This window comes from Chitinophaga sp. SYP-B3965, assembly GCF_009647655.1.
Taxonomy (GTDB): Bacteria; Bacteroidota; Bacteroidia; order Chitinophagales; family Chitinophagaceae; genus Chitinophaga.
Genome location: NZ_WJFD01000002.1, coordinates 643,454 through 667,334, shown reverse-complemented (window position 1 = coordinate 667,334; position 23,881 = coordinate 643,454). Strand labels below are relative to the sequence as shown.

Below are 23,881 nucleotides of genomic sequence, written 5' to 3'. Positions count from 1 at the left end.
GGAAATCTTAAAGGAAGCGCTAAAGCTTAAATATAAGTTCAGTCAAACATAATTGCCTTTTAAGTTTTCAAGTAAAAGTATGAGCCATTGTTTTGCACCTACTTCATTAATCAAATTTACATTTGCAGCTATCCACTCATCTTCTGTAATCAATGGTTCATGCTCCTGTACAAATATTTCATCAATTTGTGGCAAACAATAAAAAGGGTTGGAAGTCACTTTCTTAAGCTGTTCTGCATCAAGATTATTAAGCATTTTTTTTATTCAAGGTACAAATTTTCCAGTAATCACTAGAATCATCCTTTCATTGAATCACTTCATCCAACATTTTGCCGCTTCTTCCTGCTTTGCCGCTCGAAATTCCCCTCTTTCACCCACCGACGAAGCGTAACAGGAAGAATTCTCGGTTTTTATTTTCGTAACAAACGAGTGGCAAGGAAAAGTTGAATAAAGGCAAAAGAACCCATACTATGAACAAATGAAACCCACTACCATATTACTAAAGACAACAAAACAATAACCAAAGAAAACGTAACTATTTCCCCAATGCAGAAATTATGTAGCTAGATTCTTCCCCCCGTTGTCACTCCCTTGCACGGTTGGTTCTTTATTGAACTATTTGGGGGTTCTTTTCAAAACTAAACAACCCGATCCCCGCCAGAGAAAAAACGTCCATCTAAAAATACATCCTTCCAAAAAGAAGAAACCTCCGCCCTTTGCTGCGCGGCAAACCCTCAGCCCCATCCCACAAAAAAAAGAGGCCGCCTTAAAAAGACAGCCTCTTCAAAATATAAAATCAATAAACTAAAACTCCGCATTCTTCGGCGTACGTGGAAAAGGAATCACATCCCTGATATTCGTCATCCCGCTCACAAACAACACCAACCGCTCAAACCCAAGCCCAAACCCAGCATGCGGTGCAGTACCAAAACGACGCGTATCCAAATACCAACTCAATTCTTCTACAGGAATATGCAACTCCTCCATCCGTTTCACCAACTTCTCATAATTCTCTTCCCGCTGAGAACCACCCACTATCTCACCAATCCCAGGGAACAGAATATCCATCGCCCGCACAGTCTTCCCATCCTCATTCTGCTTCATGTAGAAAGATTTAATAGCCGCAGGATAATCAGTAAGGATAACAGGTTTCTTAAAATGTTTCTCAACAAGGAAACGTTCATGTTCACTCTGCAGATCAGTTCCCCATTCTTCCACGAGGTAGTTAAACTTCTTGTTCTTATTGGGTTTGCTGTTCTTCAGAATATCAATAGCCTCCGTATAAGTGATCCGCATGAACTCATTATTCAGCACAAATTCCAGCTTCTCAACAAGCCCCATTTCACTACGCTCCGCCTGTGGTTTAGATTTCTCTTCTTCAATCAAACGCGTAGCCAGGAAATCAAGGTCCTCCCTGTTATTATCCAAAGCATAACGGATCACGTATTTGATGAACTCTTCCGCGAGGTCCATGTTATCTTTAAGATCATAGAAAGCCATCTCCGGCTCAATCATCCAGAACTCCGCAAGATGCCGCGCAGTATTAGAATTCTCCGCACGGAAAGTAGGTCCGAAAGTATAAATATCACCAAAAGCCATAGCCCCCAGTTCACCTTCTAATTGTCCCGATACCGTGAGGTTAGTAGATTTACCAAAGAAGTCTTCTTTATAATCAATGTCACCATCGACAGTAAGAGGAGGCTTTTTCATATCCAGAGTAGTCACCCGGAACATCTCACCAGCCCCTTCAGCATCAGACGCAGTGATGATAGGCGTATGCAGATAAACAAACCCTTTTTCATTAAAGAATTTATGCACCGCAAAAGCCAGGGAATGGCGCAAACGGAAAATAGCCCCAAAAGTATTCGTCCGGAAACGAAGGTGTGCAATCTCCCGTAAGTACTCCAAACTAGGTTTGTTCTTCAATTGTAAAGGATACTTTTCACCATCACAATCCCCCAGGATCTCCAGTTCACGGGCTTTCAGTTCCACTTTCTGACCTTTACCCAGCGATTCCACGATTTCACCCGTCACGCTGATAGCCGCACCGGTAGTGAGTCTTCTCTGTAAAGCAGGATCCGTATCCAGGCTGATAACGATTTGGAGATTATTATTAGTAGAGCCATCATTCAACGCTATAAATTGGTTATTACGGAAGGTACGTACCCATCCTTTAACCGTTACTTCATAGTTTGTTTTGTCGCTAAGCAGGATCTGCTTGATCTTTTCGCGTTGGCTCATATAAATAATAAATTTTAAAATGAGTTGCAAAAATAGTGTTTTATTCTGATCGCAAGAGGGGCAAATCCGGGCGTTTTGGGGTAAAAATGCCCCCGATACGTGGCCGGAGTTTTGCAGTATAATCGGAGTAAACAGTTATTGGTACAGCGATACAAGTATTTTGAAAATTGATATACATTAACACACGGTCATCAATATTTATTTGGATAATAGTAAAACTTGTTTTAATCTTGTACTTACAATCTGTCTGATTAAGTTCTGTTTTTGCCATCTTCATCAGCAGTCCTTAACTCAAGTGATCCCTATCAATTTAATGATCAAGACTTTATTATTGACTCAAAACAATTATTTGTTAATTGGTGTATGTTGGTATGCAGTGGTACCCGCCTTTCGACACTTCTAAAATTTGACAAACGCAGATGATGTACGACATCTTACAACTGAACGACATGCTCGTTCCTGAGCTGCTTGATATTGCAGAAAAACTGGACATTCCGAACTCGAAGAAACTGGACAAGCAGTCATTAATTTATAAAATTCTTGATAAGCAAGCGGTGATAGCATCAGAGGATAAGGAAAACGGAGACGAAAAGAAATCACGAAAGCGAAAAGTGGTGTCATCGAAAAAGGAAGAATCCGCACCAACCCCAGCTCCCGCAGAACCAGCAGCCTCAGAAGAAAAACCCGCAGCAAAAAGAGGACGCAAAACCGCAGAACCAGCACCAGCAGCAGCCGCCCCCAAGAAAGTTTCCAAACAAGAAGAACAGCCCACAACTCCACCAAAGCGTAAGCTCGACCTTGATTTGGATATACCTTCACTCACATTTGATGATGATGACGATATCGTATTGCCAGCATTATCCGATGAAGTAGAAGAGGACGACATCGTGCTGCCGGAAGAAGATAATGATGATGATTTTGTAACGGTGCAGGAAACAACAATGCCCGCGCCAAAACAACAACCAGCAAGAGACGGCGGTCACAAATACCCGAAGAAACAAGAAGTATTCAATATTGAATTCGACGGTATCATCATCAGTGAAGGTGTTCTGGAAATGATGCCCGATGGTTATGGTTTCCTTCGCTCTTCAGATTACAACTATCTCAGCTCACCCGATGATATTTATGTTTCTCCTTCACAGATCAAATTATTTGGTCTCAAAACCGGCGACACCGTTCGTGGAGCAGTTCGCCCGCCAAAAGAAGGAGAGAAGTATTTCGCACTGCTGAAAGTGGAAAGCATCAATGGTAAATCTCCGGAAGAAGTGCGCGACCGCGTTCCTTTCGATTACCTCACACCGCTGTTCCCTTTCGAAAAGCTGACGCTGACCACTACTTCCAACAACTATTCTACCCGTATCATGGATATGTTTACGCCCATCGGTAAAGGCCAGCGTGGTCTTATCGTAGCGCAACCCAAGGTAGGTAAAACCATGTTGCTGAAAGAAGTAGCCAACGCAATTGCCACTAACCATCCTGATATTTACCTGATGGTAGTGCTCATCGATGAGCGCCCGGAAGAGGTAACAGATATGGAACGGAGCGTGAAAGCAGAAGTGATCGCTTCTACTTTCGATGAACCTGCAGAAAAACACGTTAAAGTATCCGCCATCGCTTTGCAAAAAGCAAAACGACTGGTAGAATGCGGCCACGATGTTGTAATTCTGCTGGATTCTATCACCCGTCTGGCACGTGCGCACAATACCGTAGCACCTGCTTCCGGTAAAGTGTTGAGTGGTGGTGTGGAAGCAAACGCTATGCAGAAACCAAAACAATTTTTTGGTGCTGCCCGTAAAATTGAGAACGGTGGTTCCCTTACCATCCTGGCAACTGCATTGATCGATACCGGATCCAAAATGGATGAGGTGATCTTTGAAGAGTTTAAAGGTACTGGTAACATGGAATTGGCGCTGGACCGCAGATTGGCTAACCGCCGTATCTTCCCGGCCATCGACGTTACCGCATCTTCTACCCGCCGTGATGATCTGTTGCTGGAAAAAGAAATGCTGTCACGCATTTACATCCTCCGCAATCACCTGGCAGATATGAATACGGAAGAAACAATGAACTTTATGCTGCAACACATGAGAGGCACCAGGAACAACGAAGAGTTCCTGATCTCCATGAGTAGGTAATTATACCACGACTTGAATACAAAAGGGCAGTTGTACTATGGTACAATTGCCCTTTTCTTTTTATTAAACATGCCCCCCTTTTGTATGCCGTATGGCATACAAAAGGGCAGTTACGCGATGGTGTAACTGCCCTTTTTCATTTTCACTTTATCTATGCTATGGTCAGGATGCTATTTTTGAGGATAAGCTATACTCAGATCAGTAATATCCTGCTGCTGCATTGCCGCAGGCCCATGCGGAGGCCTCGGAGGCTTTGGTGGTCTTGGAGGATGCGGCGGCATACGAGGTGCCACGCAACTGGCAGCCACAATTAATATGGCTCCAACAACACCACTCATTTTCCATGCTTGTTTCATAAAACACAATTTTATTCACCCTAAGTATGCTAAAACTTTGCCAAAAAGCCAACAGCATTAGATAGTATTAGTAATAGCATGGCCGTTTTTAAACAAAAAAAAGGGGCCAACCTTTACGGTCAGCCCCCTATTGAAGAAGTTATTTGTTGCTTTGAATTAGAACAACCAGTTAACACCTAAGTTAAATTGCTGCGTGAACTGCAGACCAAATTCAGTCTCAGTAGTTTCAGCACCGGTTGGTTGTGGTTTAACTTTTCTGCTGTTGAAGTTGATACCACCAAATACACCTTCTACATTGAAACGTTTAGTCACGAAGTAAGCGATACCTGGCAATATGTTTGCATCAATTTCTGTTGTTTTTTGTGTTTTAACATCAGCAGTTTCTGAAGAACCGAAACCGTAAGAAACATTCGCTTCACCGAAGAAAGCAAATTTAGATTCACCGATGTTATGGTAGTTACGTACAAAGATACCAGGAGCGATGGTATTAGTATTACCCTTCACACCAGCTAAATCTTTATTGCTATTAAATGAGGTATTGGCAAAAACACCCACTACCCATTTGTCGCTCACTGCATAGCCAATTTTAGGGCTGATGCCAAAACTTGTAAAAGTCCTCTTACCATCAACACCGTCTGTCTTATCAGACTCGGTGTGAACACCTACAGTACCACCTAAAAGAATGTTACCTTTTTTAACCTGTGCATTCGCAAACTGAGTTCCGATTAGGCCCAATACAGCCACAACGATCATTTTTTTCATCTGTCGTACAATTTTTAGTTTTTAATAAAATATGTCAATAATTGATAAAAGCTAATTCATGTTTCTACATACATGCGTTAAGCAATTGGGGGAAGAAGATTTAAGCGATATATGGGTTACTTTAAACCGTTAAAGAAGATGGTCAGCACCATACCTTCACGGCTCATAAACTCTTTTATATTATCAGTACTTTGTAGTTCGAATCCTGCGGCCTGCCACTTGCACCAAACAACCCACAAACCAAACAACACATGCACTAACAGGTCAGCCGTTCTTTCCGGATCATGTTTTTCTGCTATCTCCCCATCCGCTATCCCCTTTCGGATCCAGGCCGATAAAAACCGCATCTCCGATTGATGAACCAATTCCCCCACCTGCCTCATCAGGCTACTGGGTTTATCGCTCACCCACTCATGAATGCCAAACAGAAAATGGTAATCCAGTAATATTCTTTCCTTCACCGAAAGATATCGTTCCATCACCTCCTGCACCGAAACAGCTGTTAATAAAAAACTGCTTACGTCTGTAAAACATTGTGAAACAATTCTTTCCACCACTCCCACATAGATCCTATCTTTGTCAGGAAAATAATAATATAAAGAACCTTTGGAAATCTCCAGGTCTTTTGCAATTTCTTCCATGGTGGTCTTAGCCAGTCCAAAGCGTTTAAATCGCTTCAGTGCAGCTTCCAGTATCACTTCCCTTTTCTGATCCTGTTCGCCCATTTCTGAATTTCAAAAGAAGCCTTTGACTTTTTGACTTCGCGGGTCAAATGTACATCGTTTTTTGATATGGCCAAAAGAATTTAAGCCCGGATTTGAAAGAACTGTATTAATTGTTATGCATAAGTTAATGGTAATGCAAATATAAAGAAATAATTAATAATTATATATGTAATGGTATAAAGAATTATTAAAACGTCCATAGCAGCCGTTTTTCAAAGAATTAACGTTGATTTAATGTTTCCAAGGCAGAAAAAAAGGGCATTTTTCTTGCAGAATGTACCTAAAAGAAGGTAGTTCGATGAGGATATCGCCATAAGATGCAAATGCTCCACATAGGATACGGAAAGGCTTGACATAGGCTCAAGATAGGGTCAGATATATACTACCAAAGCTCCATGATATATACGTTCATAAGTCCTTAAAACAATAAGATTAAATAGCGATCTTCAATCTTTTCGTTACAAATTTCTCCTCGTTATCAATGATGTCGCTATTCTGAGATAATTCATAAGCCCTGTCTTTTTCCAGTAGCTTGAACCATAATAAGGCAGGGAAACTTCTATTTGAATGAATATCTAACCTGTAAATAAGTTTCTCCGTTGGTTTCCTATGTTTATTGATTACCTGGCTTAATTCTGTTGGATCTACATTTATCTCCTCTGCAAATTCTTTCTTTTTCTTTTCCTGACGTTCTATATATTCCTTCAGAAAATACCCAAAATTATATTCCCTGTTAAAAGACACGGATGCCAGATAATCTTCCAACTGATACTTCAATTGTAACAATTGAGAGATCAGCTTTTCAATTTCAGTTTGCTCCTCAGTAATCTTCTTCCTGAACTTACGAAAGGCTTTGAGCACTTCATCTCGTTCTGCTTGATTCTCACTTCCAGAGAAAACGATAGATGCCGCAATCTCTTTAGGGGTATATTTTTTTTGTATTTCTTTCTGCGATCTCATGTTATACGATTTAATTCTTATTACAAGTACTTCTGGATAAGATTTTGAGCCGTTTCATCATAGAGTACCATAAAACCCTCAGGCCTGCTCGGGGATTTAACAGGAACATGCGTAAATCCATATTTTTCGGGATAATGGTCAACCAAATAAGTCTTGGGAACAAGAAAAACACAACCATCATGCCCTCGTTTGAAGGATTCTCTGCAAGCAAATGCAATCAGACAACCACCAATCCCATCAATCTTTTTTGATTCCCCGATATTATCGTCACTTACTTCCAATAATTCTATCTCTATTGCATTCGTGTCAACATCCGCATGATCTGTTAAACACATTAACCCCAGGATGGTCTCGTCATCCTTGCGTCTCAATTTATATACCTCCCGGCCCTTATATTGGTTCCAATCAAATTTATCGAACCGTTCTTTGTCCTTCTTAATAATTTTAAAATCTTTAGGCTTGAGCCGCTCTATTACCACTTCGAGCTTCTCTCCGGTTGCTTTATCTATTACCCCCATTCATGCCAGTATTTACAATAAAAATACGAAATAAAGATGACAAATTTGTAAACAAATTACATATTTGTCATCTTTACAGCACACCTCCACCCCACAAAAAAGCCGCCCCGGAAAACCCGGAGCGGCCAATGATATATCATCCCGTAAAAGCTTACCAGCCCAGGATATATGCAAAGATCAGCGGCGCCACGATAGTCGCATCTGATTCCACGATGAATTTAGGTGTATTGATATCCAGTTTACCCCAGGTGATCTTCTCATTAGGCACCGCTCCTGAATAAGAACCATAAGAGGTAGTAGAGTCAGAGATCTGGCAGAAATAACCCCAGAAAGGTACATCATGCCACTCCAGATCCTGGTACATCATAGGCACCACACAGATTGGGAAATCGCCCGCAATACCACCACCTATCTGGAAGAAACCAACACCCTTACCGGAAGAATTCTTACGGTACCAGTCGCTCAATTCCACCATGTATTCAATACCACTTTTCATGGTAGAAGCCTTCAGTTCCCCTTTAATGCAATAGGAAGCAAAGATGTTACCCATGGTGCTGTCTTCCCAACCCGGAACAACAATAGGAATATTCATTTCAGCAGCTGCGATCATCCAGCTGTGTTTGGTATCTATCTCGTAATGCTCTTTCATTACCCCGCTCAGCAACAGCTTGTACATGTATTCATGCGGGAAATAACGTTCGCCTTTCTCTTCAGCATCTTTCCAGAGCTTCACAATGTGTTTCTGGATACGGCGGAAAGCCTCTTCTTCAGGAATGCAGGTATCCGTAACACGGTTAAACCCGCCTTCCAGCAGTTCCCATTCATCCTGTGGACTGAGGTCACGATAATTGGGCACACGTTTGTAGTGAGAATGTGCTACCAGATTCATGATATCTTCTTCCAGGTTAGCGCCTGTGCAGGAGATAATATCAACCTTGCCGGCACGGATCATTTCTGCGAAAGAAATGCCCAATTCAGCAGTACTCATAGCACCTGCGAGGGTAACCATCATCTTGCCGCCTTCCAGCAAATGCGTTTCGTATCCCTTAGCCGCATCTACCAAAGCTGCCGCATTAAAGTGGCGGTAATGATGCTGGATAAATTGAGAAATCGGTCCTTTATTCATAACTATATCTTGTTTTTGCTTTGTTCAAGCCGCAAATGTAAGATAAAGACCCGGGATTTGCTCTGCCTGCGGTTCTACACATAAAAAAACCGTTCCGTGGGAAACGGAACGGTTCATACTGATTAACACTAAAACTAAAACTAGATGGGCTGCGATTTATCGCTATGCTTTGATGAGTTTCTTAAGTGTTGTGAGACTACCTGATTGTTCAGCTTTCAACACAGTCCAATGTGTTTCGCTTTCCAGCGTGATCACATAAGTAGTGCTTCCGTCTGCATCATACTCCACAATGTTCTGGATCTTTTGATCAGGGAACTTCTTCATCAGGCGGCTGATTACTTTAAGTGGCAATTCAGTGTCTGTAATGTAACGGGAAGTAGCCAAAAGGTTTCCTTCTCTGTCAAAATGCGCGGTAACTTTTGATGCCTTCATGGTAAACTTAGCTACATACTTGTCAGCTGTGCTATACCAGGATACATCTGCAGCTCCTGCAAATTGGTTGTTAAAAGACTCCATCACTTTTTTGTTGTCGATGGTTCTGCCATCTCTGGCAAAGGTGGCGCTGGTAACTACTACCAGGGCTAAGGTTAGAATGGCGATAATTTTTTTCATGGCGGAAAAATTTTTATCTGGGTTTGATTAATTGTGATTGTAATAATTGATTACGATGTAAAAGTAGTACGCATTGGATAGGCGGTCAAGGGGATTGGTAAGAGTGGCAGCACTAGATTAACCCAATGTTATGCATGTTATAACGCATACGCAAAATGCATATTTTCATTCGTCTGGAATTCAATCCCAGATTGCTGTTGAGCGGAAAAGGCAAATGTTGCACGAAGAGCCGTTAAGAGTATGTTAAAACGGAATACTGGTGACAACCGGTAGTACCAAAAAACACTTTTTCAAAAGCGGACACCTTATCCCAATAGTGAACACCATGGCAATTTATCCTATCTTCGATGAGCCACAAGCGCCTGTTTATCTGGTTCTTGCCATTCATTCGTTTTCAATACCGTTCAACAGCCCATGAATTATCTCGCCCACGCATATTTATCTTTTCATGACCCGGCAATAACTGTTGGTCAGATGATTGCGGACTTCGTAAAGGGCAAACAGCTCCTCACTTTCTCCGCCACCATCCAAAATGGCATCCGTGCCCACCGGGAACTGGACGAGTTTACAGATAAACATGAAGCCACCCGCCGGGCCAAAGCCATTTTTCAACCCAGCTGTGGTCCCTACGGTGCAGTTTTCATGGATGTGGTCTATGATCACTACCTGGCCAATGATCCTCAGCACTTTCTGACAGTGAGCCTCAGCGACTTCGCGGAATCCACTTACCAGATCCTCCAGGCCCATCATCACCTGCTGCCCCCTTATTTCCAACAGGTATTTACGCATATGCGCCAGCACAACTGGTTATATAATTATCATAATAAGGACGGGATCTATCAAAGCTTTTCAGGGATCATCCGCAGGGCCAAATATTTTGAGCCCCCGGTAGAAGTGCCTTTTGGGGTTTTTGAGGATAATTATGATCTACTGGAAGAATGTTACCAGGCCTTTTTCCCCGATGCCCTGGTCTTTATGAAGGAACGCCTTGGAATTCAATAGCCCATAGGGGACAATTCCCTGTCAAACGTCCCCTTTGTAAGCAAGCCCGCTTTTGAGGATTTTCCCAAAATCGCGTAGGTTTGCGGGTAGATTCAGATCAATCACAGTAACTATTAAAGAACCGCAGTTTATGAATAAGTTAAAAGCAGTTGTTGTAGTGGCATGCCTGGCTGTCAGCCAATTAGGCTTTGCGCAGGAGAAAAAAATGCCCCCGGTAGACCCCAGCCCCATGGATATGGCTTACTACCCCGTTATGTTTCCTTATGTATGTAAAGTAAAAGGAGAGCCCGGCACCCTGGTAGCCCGCACCGTATTCAGCCGCCCGCAGAAAAAAGGCCGTCCTATTTTCGGCAACCTGGTAGAATATGGTAAAGTATGGCGCCTCGGAGCAAACGAAGCCACAGAGATTGAATTCTACCGCCCTGTTACCATTGGTGGTAAATCCATCCCTAAAGGCCGTTACACCCTTTACGCCATTCCCACAGAAACAAAGTGGACCGTTATATTAAATAAGCAAACAGACATCTGGGGCTCTTATAAATATGAATCCAGTATGGATATTGTTCGTACAGACGTACCTGTTGCCCCTGCAGAAGAAGAACTGGAAGCATTCAGCATGGTGTTTGAAAAAGCACCTTATGGCGCTAACCTTTTAATGGGTTGGGATAAAACACAGGTAAGCGTTCCTATCCGCTGGACGGAAACCGCATCAGTACCAGTAAAGAAACCGGTAGCTAAGAAATAAGCTGACTTATATAAAAGCAAAAGGGCAACGAGTGATCGTTGCCCTTTTGCTTTTACAAATAAAAAAAGCGGTAAGAATACCGCCTTCAGTAATTTTTAACCATATCCTATGAAAAACCTACGGTAAAATTAGGGGAATTAACCATAAGGTAATATGCGTTTCTGGTGAACGCATCGAATTTCCTCGTGAATGAACAGATATCAGCTGTATCGGCCGAAACCCGCGTAGAATTTGGGTTACAGCCCTCGTAGTAATACTACGTAAGTGTTATAGTATAACTACGTATTTACATAAAATGCCCCCATTTCCAAATTCATTATCTTTGATACGCTCATAAAATATAGCAAACCATGAAGTTAGGCACCAAACTTATACATGCAGGAGTTGAACCCGATCCCTCCACCGGGGCCATTATGACACCCATCTATCAAACCTCCACTTACGTGCAGGCCGCACCGGGTGATCATAAAGGATACGAATATGCCCGTACACAAAATCCAACCCGCAATGCATTACAGAACGCATTGGCTGCCATAGAGAATGGTAAACACGGACTCTCTTTCGGCAGCGGCCTCGCAGCCACAGATGCCGTTTTGAAGCTACTAACCCCGGGGGATGAAGTAATTGCTTCCAACGACCTGTATGGAGGTACCTACCGCATTTTTACAAAAGTTTTTGCACGCTATGGAATTAAGTTCCATTTCATTGATATGCAGGACGCTGCGAACATCCTCCCTATCGTGAACAGCCAAACGAAGATGATCTGGATTGAAACACCTACCAATCCTTTATTAAATATTATAGATATTGCAGCCTGTGCGGTCATTGCCAAAGAAAGAAAGATCCTTTTAGCGGTAGATAACACCTTCGCCTCTCCTTATTTACAGAACCCGTTAGACCTTGGTGCGGATATTGTAGTACACTCTGCAACTAAATACCTGGGCGGCCATAGTGATGTGGTACATGGGGCCGTGATCGTGAAAGACGATACACTGGCAGCACAACTCGCTTTCTTCCAGAACAGCTGCGGAGCCGTACCCGGGCCACAGGATTGCTTCCTGGTGCTGCGGGGACTAAAAACATTGCATATCCGTATGCAAAGGCATTGTGAAAATGGGGAAGTGGTGGCGAAATATTTACGCCAGCACCCTAAAGTCGGGAAAGTGTACTGGTGCGGGTTTGAAGATCATCCCAACCATGCAGTGGCTAAAAAGCAAATGCGTGGTTTCGGAGGAATGATCTCCTTCACCCTGAAAGACGACAGTATGGATGCTGCCCTGAAAGTACTCAGTGGCACCAAACTGTTCTCCCTGGCGGAATCCCTGGGAGGTGTGGAATCGCTGATAGGCCATCCTGCCAGCATGACGCACGCATCTATTCCAAGAGAAGAAAGAGTGAAAAATGGGTTGGTAGACTCCCTGATCCGCCTCAGCGTAGGCATTGAAGATGTGGAGGATCTGATAGAAGATCTGAAACAAGCCATCGGCTGATTATCGCCGATATTTTAAAAGTTGGGATAAACTACTTATTTTTAGCACATTACACCTACGCCTCTCGCCATTTGGGTAAGAGAGGGTCCATATACCATAACCATAGCCATGAAGTCCCAACAACTGAAAGATTATTTAGACGCCAAGGCGGCTTATTACAATCAGCCGGCATTTATAGGAGAGGATCCTATCAGTATCCCTCACCGATACAGCCAGCTGCAGGACATAGAGATCGCCGGATTATTTGCCGCCATACTAGCATGGGGGAACCGTACCACTATTATTAATAAGTGCACGGAACTCATGGAGCTCTTTGATAATTCACCTTATGATTACATCCGCAACCACCAGGCGCGGGATCGTATGGCGCTGATGAACTTCAAACACCGGACCTTCAATGGATTAGACCTCCTGTATTTTGTAGAGTTCCTGCAGCATTATTACAACAACGTAACCTCCCTGGAATTCGCTTTCAGCGGTCATCTGGACAAAGAGGACACGGACGTTGAAAAAGCCATCACGGGTTTTCATAAGATCTTTTTTGCACTGGAACATCCTGAACGCACCCGCAAACATGTTTCCACCCCCTCCCGCAATTCCGCCTGCAAAAGGCTGAATATGTATTTACGCTGGATGGTAAGGAAAGATACAAGCGGTGTTGATTTTGGGATGTGGCACCATATATCACCTTCTCAACTGGTATGCCCTATGGATGTACATGTGAGCAGAGTGGCCACCCGACTGGGGTTGATCAGAAATGCAGATCCTACCTGGAGCACTGCTATCGAGCTAACGGAAAGGCTTAGAGAGCTGGACCCGGAAGATCCTGTTAAGTATGATTTTGCACTGTTCGGCTTAGGGGTGATTGAAAAATATGTTTGATCAATTTAACTGGAAATGAAGAAACTTACCGGACTGGTAGCACTGCTATGCTACGCATTTTCACTCTCCGCGCAGGATTATGTGGAACTGAATTACAAATTTAAGAAAGGAGATGCTTTTGCGTTTGAGCAACAAAGCCGCAGCGAAACCTATATCACGGTAAATGAGGTCATGGGGCGTACTACCCGTGATTACAATAACAAGATGGAGTTTGTAGTCAAAGATGCTACCCCCGGGCTGTACACCCTCACCTTCACTTACACAGATATCAAGTTCAACTTCAACGCCAAGAACCAGAATATTTTTGTGGATGCTAAAGTAGCCAATGACGCAGAGCCCCTCCAGGGCGCCCTGAAACTCATGCTCAACCAGCCATTCACCGTAGAAATGCAATCCACTGGCATTATCAATAAAGTAGAAGACCTGGACGCCGCCCTGGATAAAGCCTCTGCCGCTTTCTCCAAACTCAAGGAAGATGAACAGGCCGCCTATAAAAAACTGCTGAAAGATCAATTCGGCACAGACGCTTTCCGCTCCTGGCTGGAACAATTGTTCGTAGTATATCCGGTTCATGGTATCAAGAATGGTACTCAATGGGAAGAAAGCGTGCCCTTACGCACAGGCCTCAAAGGCCGTATAGACCTCTACTGGAACCTCCAGCACTTTGATAGCCAAACCGCCAAGATCAATGGCACCGGCAACATCAAAACCGATAAACTGGAAAGTTTTATGGTGGAAGAAGGGATTCAGGCCACTGCTGCCATCGAAGGCACTCAAACCAGCAACTACCTCATCAACCGTGAAAGCGGCCTCCCAAGTATCTGTGTACAGAACACAGAAATGAAAGGAGAATACATCTACATGGCCAACCGCAAGAAGCAATTGAAGAAAGACCTGAAGGTACCCGTAAGGATCATCACTAACGCATCATACAAGATCAAGCAGGTAAAATAATGGAAGACCGTTATTTACAGGAAACCGGCATATGGATCCGTGAAAACACCGGTATCCGTGTACCGGATTCCGTTAGTATGGAAGAACTGGAACAATTACTTTCAGAAAGACTGGAAGTACTGGTAGAAAGAGACTTCCAGCAATTCGTACTCCTCCTCTACCAGGTAGATGTATCAGAAAATAAGATCAAAGCCATCCTCGCCTCCGAAGGCTACCCTGATGTATATCACTCAGTAGCCCGCCTCATCATAGACCGCCAGATGGAAAAGATCAAAAGCAGAGAGATCTACAAACAGCCCCCAGAGAGCCTCACGGACGAAGAGGAGAAGTGGTGATTTTTTTAATTTAGAAAAGGTAAAGAGATGCTTTTTTTTAAAGCCATCAAATAAAGAAGACCTCCCCGTAAAATAAAAAATCCCGAAGGGATTCCTATTAGAGCCTAATAAGCCAGGCAATCCCCAAAGAGCCTTAGAACCTAAGAGGTGAGGTGAGGTTTTTTTATTCTAAAAAGACATCAAGGCCCCGAAGAGTCTAATAAACGAAGAGGGAGATGTTTTTTTTATCTTAGAAAAGGCAGCAATCCCCGAAGAAGTGATGATCTTTTTTATTTTAAAAAAGACATCAAACAAAAAGACCTCCCTCCTTAAAATAAAAAAATCCCGAAGGGATTCCTATTAGAGCACAATAAACCCGGCAATCCCCAGAGAGTCCGGCGGATGAAAAGGTGAGTTTTTTATTTTAGAAAGGACACCAAACAAAAAGAGGCCGCCCTGAAAATCAGAAACAGCCTCTTTTCTATATAATGAATGGATCTACTTATCAAACATCAACGCCTTCGCTTTCTCTTTATCTTCCTTCTCATCCATATCAAAGAAAGTCCCAAACACCCTGTCCCAGAAAGAAGAACTCACTCCAAACCCTTTATCATCACTCTTATAATGATGCAGATGATGGTTACGCCATAAAGGCTTCAGAAACTTAAACGGCGGATGCCACGCATGAATGGCATAATGCATGCTACCATAAATCAGGTATCCTATCAAAAACCCCGGGAAGAACATAAACGCCGTTTGCCCCATCGTCATATAAAAAACAGAAAACAGAATAGAAGCGATAATAAGGCTCGGCACCGGTGGCATAAACAACCGCTGCTTATCCCTGGGGTACTCATGGTGATTACCATGCAATACATACACGATCCTTTTCCACCTGGGGTCCTCCGTAATAAAATGAAAGAGATAACGGTGGATGGCATACTCAAATAAAGACCAGGTAAACACAGCGCCTAAAAATATCAATGCTACTTTTCCGATCCCATAACCTAATGTGTTGTTGCTATAATACAACATGTAGCCGATAACAGGCAAGTACATGCCCCAGATAAAAAGAGGATGTGTTTTGGTGAGTATCTCCAGATATTGGCTCTCAAATAATCTTGCCTGTCCTTTGTTTTTAATCTTGTCAAATTTCATGACTCCCAATTTTTAAATTAAACCATTGCATCTAATTAGTAACAGGAGTAGGGAACAAAATGTTGGTATTTTTTTATTGGCCCGAGAGTAACCGGGGTAAGGTAACTATCTCGTACTCATTTCCCTGCAAATATCGTATCAATTTGGTCAATTGAAAATAAAATTTATCTATACGGCGTGGGTCTGTACCAGTATGGAGTAATAAAATAAACCCGTTAAGCCCTGCAGGGCGCTGATCCGCATAATCTAACACAGATTGAAGGATGGTCTTGCTATCCCGGTAACTTTTCCCCATTTCTGGATAAGTATAATCTGCGGTACTACGTGTACCGGGGGTAAAATTCACCAATTGAAGGCCTAAATTACCCGTCCACTGCACAATGGAATCATTGTACCACTCATATGGCGGCAGAAAATAATGGGGTGCCGGAAGGCCATATTTCTCCATGGCCCGGTAGTTCAGTGCCAGGTCATCCTCAAACTGGCGGCGGGTTACAAGCAAACTGTCCCGTTTGGTCCAGTCGCAATATAAAAGATGGTGCCCTGAATGAGGCCCTAAATAATGCCCCTCCTTCTTTAACCGGAAAATGAGTGGACTGAAAGCAGGGGTCTCATAGAACGTGCCGGTCAGGAAGAAAGACGCCTTCACATTGTGTTGTTTTAACACATCCGCGATGTGTTTACCACCGTCTGCAAATTCATGTCCTGTGAAAACCAATGCAATACGCCGTTTGGTAGTATCCCCCCTTGTAATGGCCACTGCTGGCTTCCCGACACCCGCCGTGGCATCCTCAAACAATTGAAGATCAGGGGCGTAGGCACGTTTGCGTTGCAGTTCATAATTGTAAATAATATCCCCCACTTCTTTGAAGAAGGGGTATCCCATTTCTTTGTATTCGTACTTATCATCGTTCAGTGTACCGTCTCTGTTTACATAAATGTTCCCGCTGAGCATAAATTCCGTCTTATGCTTAAAGTCCGCGAAATAAGCGATATCCGTTAAAAAACCATAAGACCAGCCCGTTTTATTGAACACCCGGATATAAGGGGGAATCTTGCCCTGACCGGCTTTGAAGCGGAAGAACTTCGTATAGCTGTCAAAGAATTCCGTTGTATCGTAGTTGGGGAATTTCGACTCAAAAGGCAGGGTAGCCATGTACTGGTAAAGGAAACGATAGTCATCTGCAGAGAGGTCAAATCTTTTGGAAGGAGGCACCGATGTTGGGAATAACACCGATTGCATGATCTGTTGCAGGTCTTCCAGCGGAGCATTATTATGCCGGGTAAAATCCATCGGGCTTTTAATCAGTTCTTCATCCTTATTATAATGTGCATTCCCCACCAGTAAAGGTTTGGAGAAGTCGAACTGTATCGTGCTTACCGCTGCCGGCTGGTCATAAATGTGCACCCCGTCCCTGATAAAATGCACAGGATTCGTATGCCTGTTCTCTTCTTCCGTCATCGGCACAAACCTTCTTGTGATACGCATGCGGGGATACCCTTTCGCCCACAACCCTTCATTGATGGCCTGTTGGCCAATGAATTCATACAAGCGATTGTAAGCATCATTATCACTCACCAGGAACACTTTCTTTATATAGTGTGCAATAGAAGGCAAGCCATTCGCAGCAGAAGTATCACTTGCTACAGCCGATTGTCCCCCATAAGCACTATCCGTAAACATAGGCGTATTACGGTCAATCCCCAGCCGGCGCAGCTTTTCCAGTGCTAAAAAAGCCAGTGGCATTTTAACCGTAGAAGCCGGGTTGAAATAGGTGTTGCCATCCACATGGTAATAGTAATGCTTAAACGTGGGGCGGTTTTGTGCATCCCGGTTGATCTGTGTATAGATCAGCTGCACCTGGAAAGAATCCGGATACTGCAGGATATGCTGCAAAGCAGGGGATGCATTCTTTAACAAGAGTTCTTCCAGGAACTTATCTGTGCGGGATGTGCGGGATTGAGCAACTGCAAGGCCGCCGCATAAAAACAGGATAACCGTGAATAGTAAACGAGGCATACCTTAAAGTTATATATTTGAACCCTAAAACACCAAAACCAACGCATGAAACTCGTTACCTATTTACGGGAAGAAGTAGACCAGCTGGCTATGCTGGTGAACGGTCAGTTATACAATGTGCAGGAGCTGCATCCCGATCTGCCCACCACCATGCACATGTTCCTGCAGATGTGGGAAGAAGTGATAGACCTTGCCATTCAGCTGGATGCACAACTGAAAGCAGGTAAAATGCCCAGAGCTACCAGCTGGGGCGTTCCTTACGAAACCGCGCAATTGCTGGCCCCCGTGCCTTTTCCATCCTCCTGCAGAGATGGTTATGCTTTCCGTCAACACGTAGCTGCGGCACGCCGTAACCGTAAAGTGGATATGATCCCCGAGTTCGATCAATACCCGATCTTCTATTTCACCAATCATAATGCCATCCAGGGCCCCGGCGATATCCTCTGCATGCCGGACCATTTTCGCAACCTGGATTTCGAACTGGAAGCGGCCATCGTGATCTGCAAACGCGGTCGTAATATCACAGCTGCTGAAGCTGATGAATACATCGGCGGATACATGATCATGAACGACATGAGCGCTCGCCTCCTCCAAATGGAAGAAATGAAACTGAACCTCGGCCCTGCCAAAGGCAAAGATTTCTCCACCGTCATAGGCCCCATGCTGGTTACACCAGATGAATTAGAACCTTTCCTGATCCCTGCCAAAGAAGGCCACACCGGCAATGCTTATAATTTAAAAATGAAATGCTGGGTAAACGGCATACAGGTAAGTGAAGGGAATATGGGAGATATGGACTGGACCTTCGCAGAGATCGTGGAACGTTGTGCCTATGGCGCAGACATCCTCCCGGGAGATATCATCGGCAGTGGTACCGTTGGCACCGGTTGTTTCTTAGAACTCAACGGCACCGGCAAACTGAATGATCCCAATTACAAAGAACAATGGCTCCAGGCCGGCGATGTAGTGGAAATGGAAATTGAAGGATTAGGCCGTCTTATAAATACGATCGTAGCAGAAGATACCGACTTCTCTATCCTCTCTCAGAAAAAGAATGTATGAAAATAATACCCGGCGAAATAAAAACAAGTGAGCTGCATGCTCACTTGTCCAGCGCTATAGCTCCGCGGCCAATTTGTTTTGCGAGTACTGTTGATGAAGAGGGACAACCGAATCTTTCCCCCTTTAGTTTCTTCAATGTATTCGGTTCCAATCCCCCTACGCTGGTATTTTCCCCTTCCCGCCGTGTGCGTGATAACACCATCAAACACACGCTGGAAAACATCTATGCTACAAAAGAAGTAGTGATCAACGTAGTGAACTATGCCATGGTGCAACAAGTCTCACTATCCAGTTGTGAATTTCCCAAAGGCACCAGCGAATTTGAAAAAGCAGGACTCACCCCGCTCGCATCAGACATCGTGAGACCTTTCCGTGTAAAAGAAAGTCCTGTACAATTAGAGTGCGTTGTAAAACAGGTGATCGAAACCGGTACCCATGGCGGGGCCGCTAACCTCGTCATCTGCGAACCGGTAATGATACATATCAATGACGACGTACTCGATGCCAACGGAAAAATAGATCCACAACTAATAGACCTCGTTGCAAGAATGGGCGCAGACTATTATTGCCGCGCCTCAGGCAACGCAGTGTTTGAAGTAGTCAAGCCGAATTTGAAATTGGGCATTGGCGTGGATGCTTTGCCCTGGGGTATCAGGAACAGTGTTATCCTTACAGGAAATAACCTTGGGCAGTTAGGGAACGTGCATGAATACCCTATAATAGATGCAACTTTTCACGATGATCATTTGAAGAACATCATTCAATATTATAGCATCAGCCCTGATGAAATGGAAAAGGAATTGCACACTTATGCGAAGCAATTACTGGCGGAAGGGAAGGTCAATGAAGCCTGGCAAGTATTGTTGGCTGGGGCCTGAGGAGTGTTGTTTTTTTTCTGATAAAAATAAAAAAAACGGGCGTTCCAGCAAAAACTGAAACGCCCGTCCTTTATAAAAAAAAATTCCTTAGATCTTACTTCCAAAAACCTTCTTCAACAACTCCGTAGACCTCGCTGCAGGATTCTGACGGATCGCCAATTCCTCCTTCGCAATCTGATCAAACAAAGCCTTCACAGCCTTCTCCGTCACATACCCCTTCAGATCAGGATTGATCTTGTTGAAAGTAGTAGGTAACCCATTGTACTTCGTTACAAGCGTACTGTAATATTTAGTAGCACTGGTATTATTCAGCGCACTGTCAATAACAGGAGAGAACGCAGACTTCAAAGACTCCGTAGTCTTATTCTGGAAGAAATCAGTAGCAGAACGCTGACCACCTTTCAGCAGGTTCAACGCATCCGTGATGGTCATGGATTTAATAGCATTCACAAAGATAGGAGAAGCAAAACCAACAGCCTGTTCAGCCGCCCGGTTGATCTGCAGGATAGCTTTATCCACTTCACCACCAAGACCAATACCACGCAATGTTTTCTCCGCTTTCAATGCATCCGGCGGAAGCAAAACTTTATACACGTCATTTCCAAAGAAACCATTTTGTTTATTCAGTGCAGCAATCCCAGCTTGCACACCTTTCTCCAAAGCTTCTTTAATACCCATTCCCGCTTCATTCTCTGTAACAGAGCCTGTACCTGTAGCGGCGGTACCTGATTTCAATAGGCCGGAAGCTTTCTTCAGTAACTGCGCCTGTGTTCCCGTGTGCAGGACTAATACGCCTGCCAGTAATAAGAGTGTTTTTCTTAGCATAGATTTTAAATTATTCATGTATGGATAGTAAAGGGACATGCGTGTGAAATGCAATACGGGAAGTATGACTGCGTTTAAAGATACTGTCAAACAGCCCATGTTTTTTAGGAATGATGAGTAACAGATCAGCCCCTTGTTTATCAGCAAACTCCGTGATCCCTTCTGCAACATTCGGATGATCTACAAAATGATATTGCGGATGATAGTTATGCAGCATGTTATCTAATTCCTGGTTCTCTTCCGGATGCATATTTTCTTTGCCTTCCTTCTGGATATTCAACACCAGCAGTTCCGGCGTAAAGGCATCCAGTAATTTATGCAAAGGTTCTTTGCGGGTGGTTTTCACCACTTTCCGCAGATCACAGGCAAATACGATCTTTTTAATTGGTGAAAAGGAGGCCGAGGTAGGTACTACAATAACAGGATAGCTGGAATTCTTCACTACATCCACCGTATTGGACCCCACCAGTATTTCTTCCAGCTGACTGCCGCCGGTGATCCCCATAATAATAAGGTCCGCCGCTTCTTCTTTACAAACCTGGTCGATATTAGCTGCCAGTAAATGATTGTCAGCCCGTATAAGCAGAGAAATGGAAGCCGGCAATTCCGCCGACAGTTCTTTTTTCATCTTTTCAAGCCCCTGTACACTGGCATCCCTGAGATCTTCCATATTAACCATGGGAACCGCTGTGGGCAGGTCTGGAATAGGAACGATCAGTTCATATGCGTGATAGAGGATGATCTTAGAAACCCCAAGCTGCTGGGCAACTCCAATCGCATAACGCGCAGCGTTGTAAGCTGTTTCGGAAAAATCCGTCGGTACAATAATCGTTTTCATGCCGGGTGGTTTTACATAAAGTTAGCAATAACCGCACCAATCAACATAGTTATATATGAAAGAAAATTGTTAAAATATGGAAGACCGAAGGGGAGACTATAAGCTTATACGTACAAAACCACTGAAATCAATTATTTTTGCTCTCCGTTTCGGAGCGGGGTGTTGTCAACATCCCGTTAAAACCAGTATTACACACGAAAATGAGCGTAATTACACAACAACAGCTTTCAGAACAGGAGATTATTCGTCGCGAAAAGCTGAACGAACTTGTAAACCTGGGCATCGACCCATATCCGGCCCCGGAATATCCCGTGAATGCATATTCCGTGGATATCAAAGCCGGTTATTCAGAAGAAACAAAAGAGCAATACCAGGATGTATGCCTCGCAGGCCGCATCATGAGTACCCGGGACATGGGAAAGGCTAATTTTGCCGTATTGCAGGATAGCAAAGGCCGTATTCAATTATATATAAAGCGGGACGATATCTGCCCCGGTGAAGATAAATCCCTCTACGATCAGGTTTGGAAGAAACTCACAGACCTGGGAGATTTCATTGGCGTAAAAGGATATGCCTTTATCACCAAAACCGGCGAAACCTCTGTTCACGTAAGAGAACTTACTATCCTGGCAAAAGCACTGCGCCCACTGCCGGTAGTAAAAGAGAAAGAAGGAGAATCTTTCGACAGCGTAACAGATCCTGAATTCAAATACCGCCAACGGTATGCAGACCTGGTGATCAATCCCCAGATCAAGGAAGCCTTCATTAAACGTACCCGCCTGGTACAAACCATGCGCGACTTTTACAATGAAATGGGCTACCTGGAAGTGGAAACACCTATCCTGCAAGCGATCCCTGGTGGTGCTACTGCCCGTCCATTTATTACACATCATAACGCACTCGATATTCCATTATATCTCCGCGTAGCAAACGAGCTGTATCTGAAAAGACTGATCGTAGGAGGATTTGAAGGCGTATACGAGTTTGCGAAAGACTTCCGTAATGAAGGAATGGACCGTACCCACAATCCGGAATTCACCGTGATGGAAATGTACGCCGCCTATAAAGATTACGAATGGATGATGCGCACCACAGAAACCCTGCTTGAAAAAGTAGCCGTGAATGTGAATGGCAGCTCCAAAGTAACAGTAGGAGATAAGGAGATAGATTTCAAAGCTCCCTACCGCCGTGTAACCATGTTCGATGCTATTAAAGAACATACCGGCATAGATATTACCGGCATGGACGAAGCGCAACTCAGAGATGTCTGCAAGCAACTGCACATCCCTGTAGAAGCCAGTTCAGGCAAAGGAAAACTCATTGATGAGATCTTCGGCGAAAAGTGCGAGCATCATTATGTGCAACCCACTTTCATCATAGACTACCCGGTAGAAATGAGCCCGCTCACCAAGAAACACCGCAGCAAAGCTGGCGTAGTAGAGCGTTTTGAACTGATCTGCAACGGAAAAGAGATCGCAAACGCATACTCAGAGTTGAATGATCCCATCGATCAGCGCCAGCGTTTTGAAGAGCAGGTACAACTAATGGAAAGAGGAGACGACGAAGCGATGTACATCGACTACGATTTCCTTCGCGCCCTGGAATACGGCATGCCACCAACTTCCGGTATAGGCATCGGAATAGACCGGCTCACCATGCTGATGACCAATCAGCCCTCCATCCAGGATGTACTCTTCTTCCCACAAATGCGCCCTGAGAATAACGGTTAATTTTAAATCTACTTCATACAAAGAAGGGCTGTCTCCATAAAAAGAGACGGCCTTTTTTTATTGCTTAATCCTTGCTTCATCCTAGCTTCAAAGTAGCTTAAACCCGCTCTGGCGTGCAACACGAAGCAAGGATTAAGCAAGGATGAAGCTACCATAGCCCATTTCAGCCAAAAACCCAATTCCCCCTCACGGGCGTATTGCGACAATGAAAAAGGGGTCTTTTTTAAATAAAAAAAGGCCTTCCGCAGGAAAGCCTTCACTCCATCTCAGCGAAAAGCCTCCCCACGTAGTGGCCATATCTTACATAAAAAAGCTCCCTTCACTCAAAACTCAAATCTCCTTCATCTCCAAAAAACACCACACTCAAAAAACCTTCGCCCAAAACCAAATTTAAAAACACACCTTCCACCCCAAAAACAAAAAAACACCGCCCTTTGCTGCGCGGCAAACTCCTTCGCCACACTGAAAGCCCTGCAGCAAAGCTTCTGGTAGATTTTCTTTTTTTACTAAAGCCGCCCTCCCAACCCAAATGCTTATATTAGTATATC

Annotated in this window: 23 protein-coding genes; 10 read left to right on the top strand and 13 right to left on the bottom strand. The window is 43.9% G+C overall.

Going from position 1 to position 23,881, the window contains the following annotated elements:
- Positions 1-42: 42 nt before the first annotated feature.
- Together GFS24_RS16925 and asnS are read right to left on the bottom strand one after the other, a co-directional pair.
- Positions 43-255 carry a hypothetical protein gene (locus GFS24_RS16925; protein ID WP_153661287.1) on the bottom strand — a complete coding sequence of 71 codons (213 nt, stop codon included), beginning with the start codon at positions 253-255 and terminating at the stop codon, positions 43-45.
- A gap of 549 nt (positions 256-804) precedes the next feature.
- Positions 805-2,241 carry an asparagine--tRNA ligase gene (gene asnS, locus GFS24_RS16920; RefSeq protein WP_153661285.1) on the bottom strand — a complete coding sequence of 479 codons (1,437 nt, stop codon included), beginning with the start codon at positions 2,239-2,241 and terminating at the stop codon, positions 805-807.
- A gap of 422 nt (positions 2,242-2,663) precedes the next feature.
- On the opposite strand from asnS, the gene rho reads away from it, so the two are divergent.
- Positions 2,664-4,376 carry a transcription termination factor Rho gene (rho, locus tag GFS24_RS16915; protein WP_153661640.1) on the top strand — a complete coding sequence of 571 codons (1,713 nt, stop codon included), beginning with the start codon at positions 2,664-2,666 and terminating at the stop codon, positions 4,374-4,376.
- A gap of 170 nt (positions 4,377-4,546) precedes the next feature.
- On the opposite strand, the gene GFS24_RS16910 is transcribed toward rho, so the two are convergent.
- The 7 genes from GFS24_RS16910 to GFS24_RS16880 form a co-directional block, all read right to left on the bottom strand.
- Positions 4,547-4,732 (bottom strand): hypothetical protein, encoded by a 186-nt coding sequence (locus GFS24_RS16910; RefSeq protein ID WP_153661283.1) that lies wholly within the window; start codon positions 4,730-4,732, stop codon positions 4,547-4,549.
- 156 nt (positions 4,733-4,888) lie between these two features.
- Positions 4,889-5,494 (bottom strand): outer membrane beta-barrel protein, encoded by a 606-nt coding sequence (locus tag GFS24_RS16905; RefSeq protein WP_153661281.1) that lies wholly within the window; start codon positions 5,492-5,494, stop codon positions 4,889-4,891.
- A 116-nt stretch (positions 5,495-5,610) separates the two neighbouring features.
- Positions 5,611-6,219 carry a TetR/AcrR family transcriptional regulator gene (locus GFS24_RS16900; RefSeq protein WP_153661279.1) on the bottom strand — a complete coding sequence of 203 codons (609 nt, stop codon included), beginning with the start codon at positions 6,217-6,219 and terminating at the stop codon, positions 5,611-5,613.
- A gap of 432 nt (positions 6,220-6,651) precedes the next feature.
- Positions 6,652-7,179 carry a helix-turn-helix domain-containing protein gene (locus GFS24_RS16895; RefSeq protein WP_153661277.1) on the bottom strand — a complete coding sequence of 176 codons (528 nt, stop codon included), beginning with the start codon at positions 7,177-7,179 and terminating at the stop codon, positions 6,652-6,654.
- Between the two features lie 20 nt (positions 7,180-7,199).
- Positions 7,200-7,697, bottom strand: a complete 498-nt coding sequence (locus GFS24_RS16890) for a hypothetical protein (protein ID WP_153661275.1) — start codon at positions 7,695-7,697, stop codon at positions 7,200-7,202.
- 151 nt (positions 7,698-7,848) lie between these two features.
- Complete coding sequence (locus tag GFS24_RS16885) at positions 7,849-8,823, bottom strand: deoxyhypusine synthase family protein (protein WP_153661273.1); 975 nt, start codon at positions 8,821-8,823, stop codon at positions 7,849-7,851.
- A gap of 162 nt (positions 8,824-8,985) precedes the next feature.
- A complete protein-coding gene (locus GFS24_RS16880) occupies positions 8,986-9,435 on the bottom strand; it encodes a PepSY-like domain-containing protein (RefSeq protein WP_153661271.1) in 450 nt (149 codons plus the stop codon).
- 474 nt (positions 9,436-9,909) lie between these two features.
- Between GFS24_RS16880 and GFS24_RS16875 the strand changes: the two genes are divergently transcribed.
- The 6 genes from GFS24_RS16875 to GFS24_RS16850 all read left to right on the top strand — a co-directional run bounded on the left by GFS24_RS16875 (position 9,910) and on the right by GFS24_RS16850 (position 14,843).
- Complete coding sequence (locus GFS24_RS16875; RefSeq protein WP_173003105.1) at positions 9,910-10,437, top strand: ACP phosphodiesterase; 528 nt, start codon at positions 9,910-9,912, stop codon at positions 10,435-10,437.
- Between the two features lie 130 nt (positions 10,438-10,567).
- Positions 10,568-11,182, top strand: coding sequence for a DUF2911 domain-containing protein (locus GFS24_RS16870; protein WP_153661267.1), 615 nt, complete (start codon positions 10,568-10,570; stop codon positions 11,180-11,182).
- A gap of 350 nt (positions 11,183-11,532) precedes the next feature.
- The gene (locus GFS24_RS16865; RefSeq protein ID WP_153661265.1) at positions 11,533-12,672 is read left to right on the top strand and encodes a cystathionine gamma-synthase; all 1,140 of its coding nucleotides are present in this window, start codon (positions 11,533-11,535) and stop codon (positions 12,670-12,672) included.
- A gap of 108 nt (positions 12,673-12,780) precedes the next feature.
- On the top strand, positions 12,781-13,554 hold the full coding sequence (locus GFS24_RS16860; RefSeq protein ID WP_153661263.1) for a TIGR02757 family protein: 774 nt from the start codon (positions 12,781-12,783) through the stop codon (positions 13,552-13,554).
- 15 nt (positions 13,555-13,569) lie between these two features.
- A complete protein-coding gene (locus tag GFS24_RS16855) occupies positions 13,570-14,508 on the top strand; it encodes a DUF6263 family protein (protein ID WP_153661261.1) in 939 nt (312 codons plus the stop codon).
- Complete coding sequence (locus tag GFS24_RS16850) at positions 14,508-14,843, top strand: hypothetical protein (RefSeq protein WP_153661259.1); 336 nt, start codon at positions 14,508-14,510, stop codon at positions 14,841-14,843. The genes GFS24_RS16855 and GFS24_RS16850 overlap by 1 nt, the downstream gene beginning before the upstream one ends.
- Positions 14,844-15,320: 477 nt before the next feature.
- On the opposite strand, the gene GFS24_RS16845 is transcribed toward GFS24_RS16850, so the two are convergent.
- Together GFS24_RS16845 and GFS24_RS29105 are read right to left on the bottom strand one after the other, a co-directional pair.
- Positions 15,321-15,980, bottom strand: coding sequence for a sterol desaturase family protein (locus tag GFS24_RS16845; RefSeq protein ID WP_153661257.1), 660 nt, complete (start codon positions 15,978-15,980; stop codon positions 15,321-15,323).
- Between the two features lie 73 nt (positions 15,981-16,053).
- On the bottom strand, positions 16,054-18,000 hold the full coding sequence (locus tag GFS24_RS29105; protein WP_216647440.1) for a serine hydrolase: 1,947 nt from the start codon (positions 17,998-18,000) through the stop codon (positions 16,054-16,056).
- A gap of 45 nt (positions 18,001-18,045) precedes the next feature.
- On the opposite strand from GFS24_RS29105, the gene GFS24_RS16835 reads away from it, so the two are divergent.
- Both GFS24_RS16835 and GFS24_RS16830 read left to right on the top strand, forming a co-directional pair.
- Positions 18,046-19,062: a fumarylacetoacetate hydrolase family protein gene (locus GFS24_RS16835; protein ID WP_153661255.1), complete on the top strand. Its 1,017-nt coding sequence runs from the start codon at positions 18,046-18,048 to the stop codon at positions 19,060-19,062.
- On the top strand, positions 19,059-19,940 hold the full coding sequence (locus GFS24_RS16830; RefSeq protein ID WP_153661254.1) for a flavin reductase family protein: 882 nt from the start codon (positions 19,059-19,061) through the stop codon (positions 19,938-19,940). Before GFS24_RS16835 ends, GFS24_RS16830 begins: the two co-directional genes overlap by 4 nt.
- 87 nt (positions 19,941-20,027) lie before the next feature.
- On the opposite strand, the gene GFS24_RS16825 is transcribed toward GFS24_RS16830, so the two are convergent.
- Positions 20,028-20,765: a DUF4197 domain-containing protein gene (locus tag GFS24_RS16825; RefSeq protein WP_153661252.1), complete on the bottom strand. Its 738-nt coding sequence runs from the start codon at positions 20,763-20,765 to the stop codon at positions 20,028-20,030.
- A 10-nt stretch (positions 20,766-20,775) separates the two neighbouring features.
- Positions 20,776-21,603 (bottom strand): universal stress protein, encoded by an 828-nt coding sequence (locus GFS24_RS16820; protein ID WP_153661250.1) that lies wholly within the window; start codon positions 21,601-21,603, stop codon positions 20,776-20,778.
- A gap of 200 nt (positions 21,604-21,803) precedes the next feature.
- On the opposite strand from GFS24_RS16820, the gene lysS reads away from it, so the two are divergent.
- Entirely contained in the window at positions 21,804-23,333 is a 1,530-nt protein-coding gene (gene lysS, locus GFS24_RS16815) for a lysine--tRNA ligase (protein ID WP_153661248.1), read from the top strand.
- Positions 23,334-23,881: the final 548 nt, after the last annotated feature.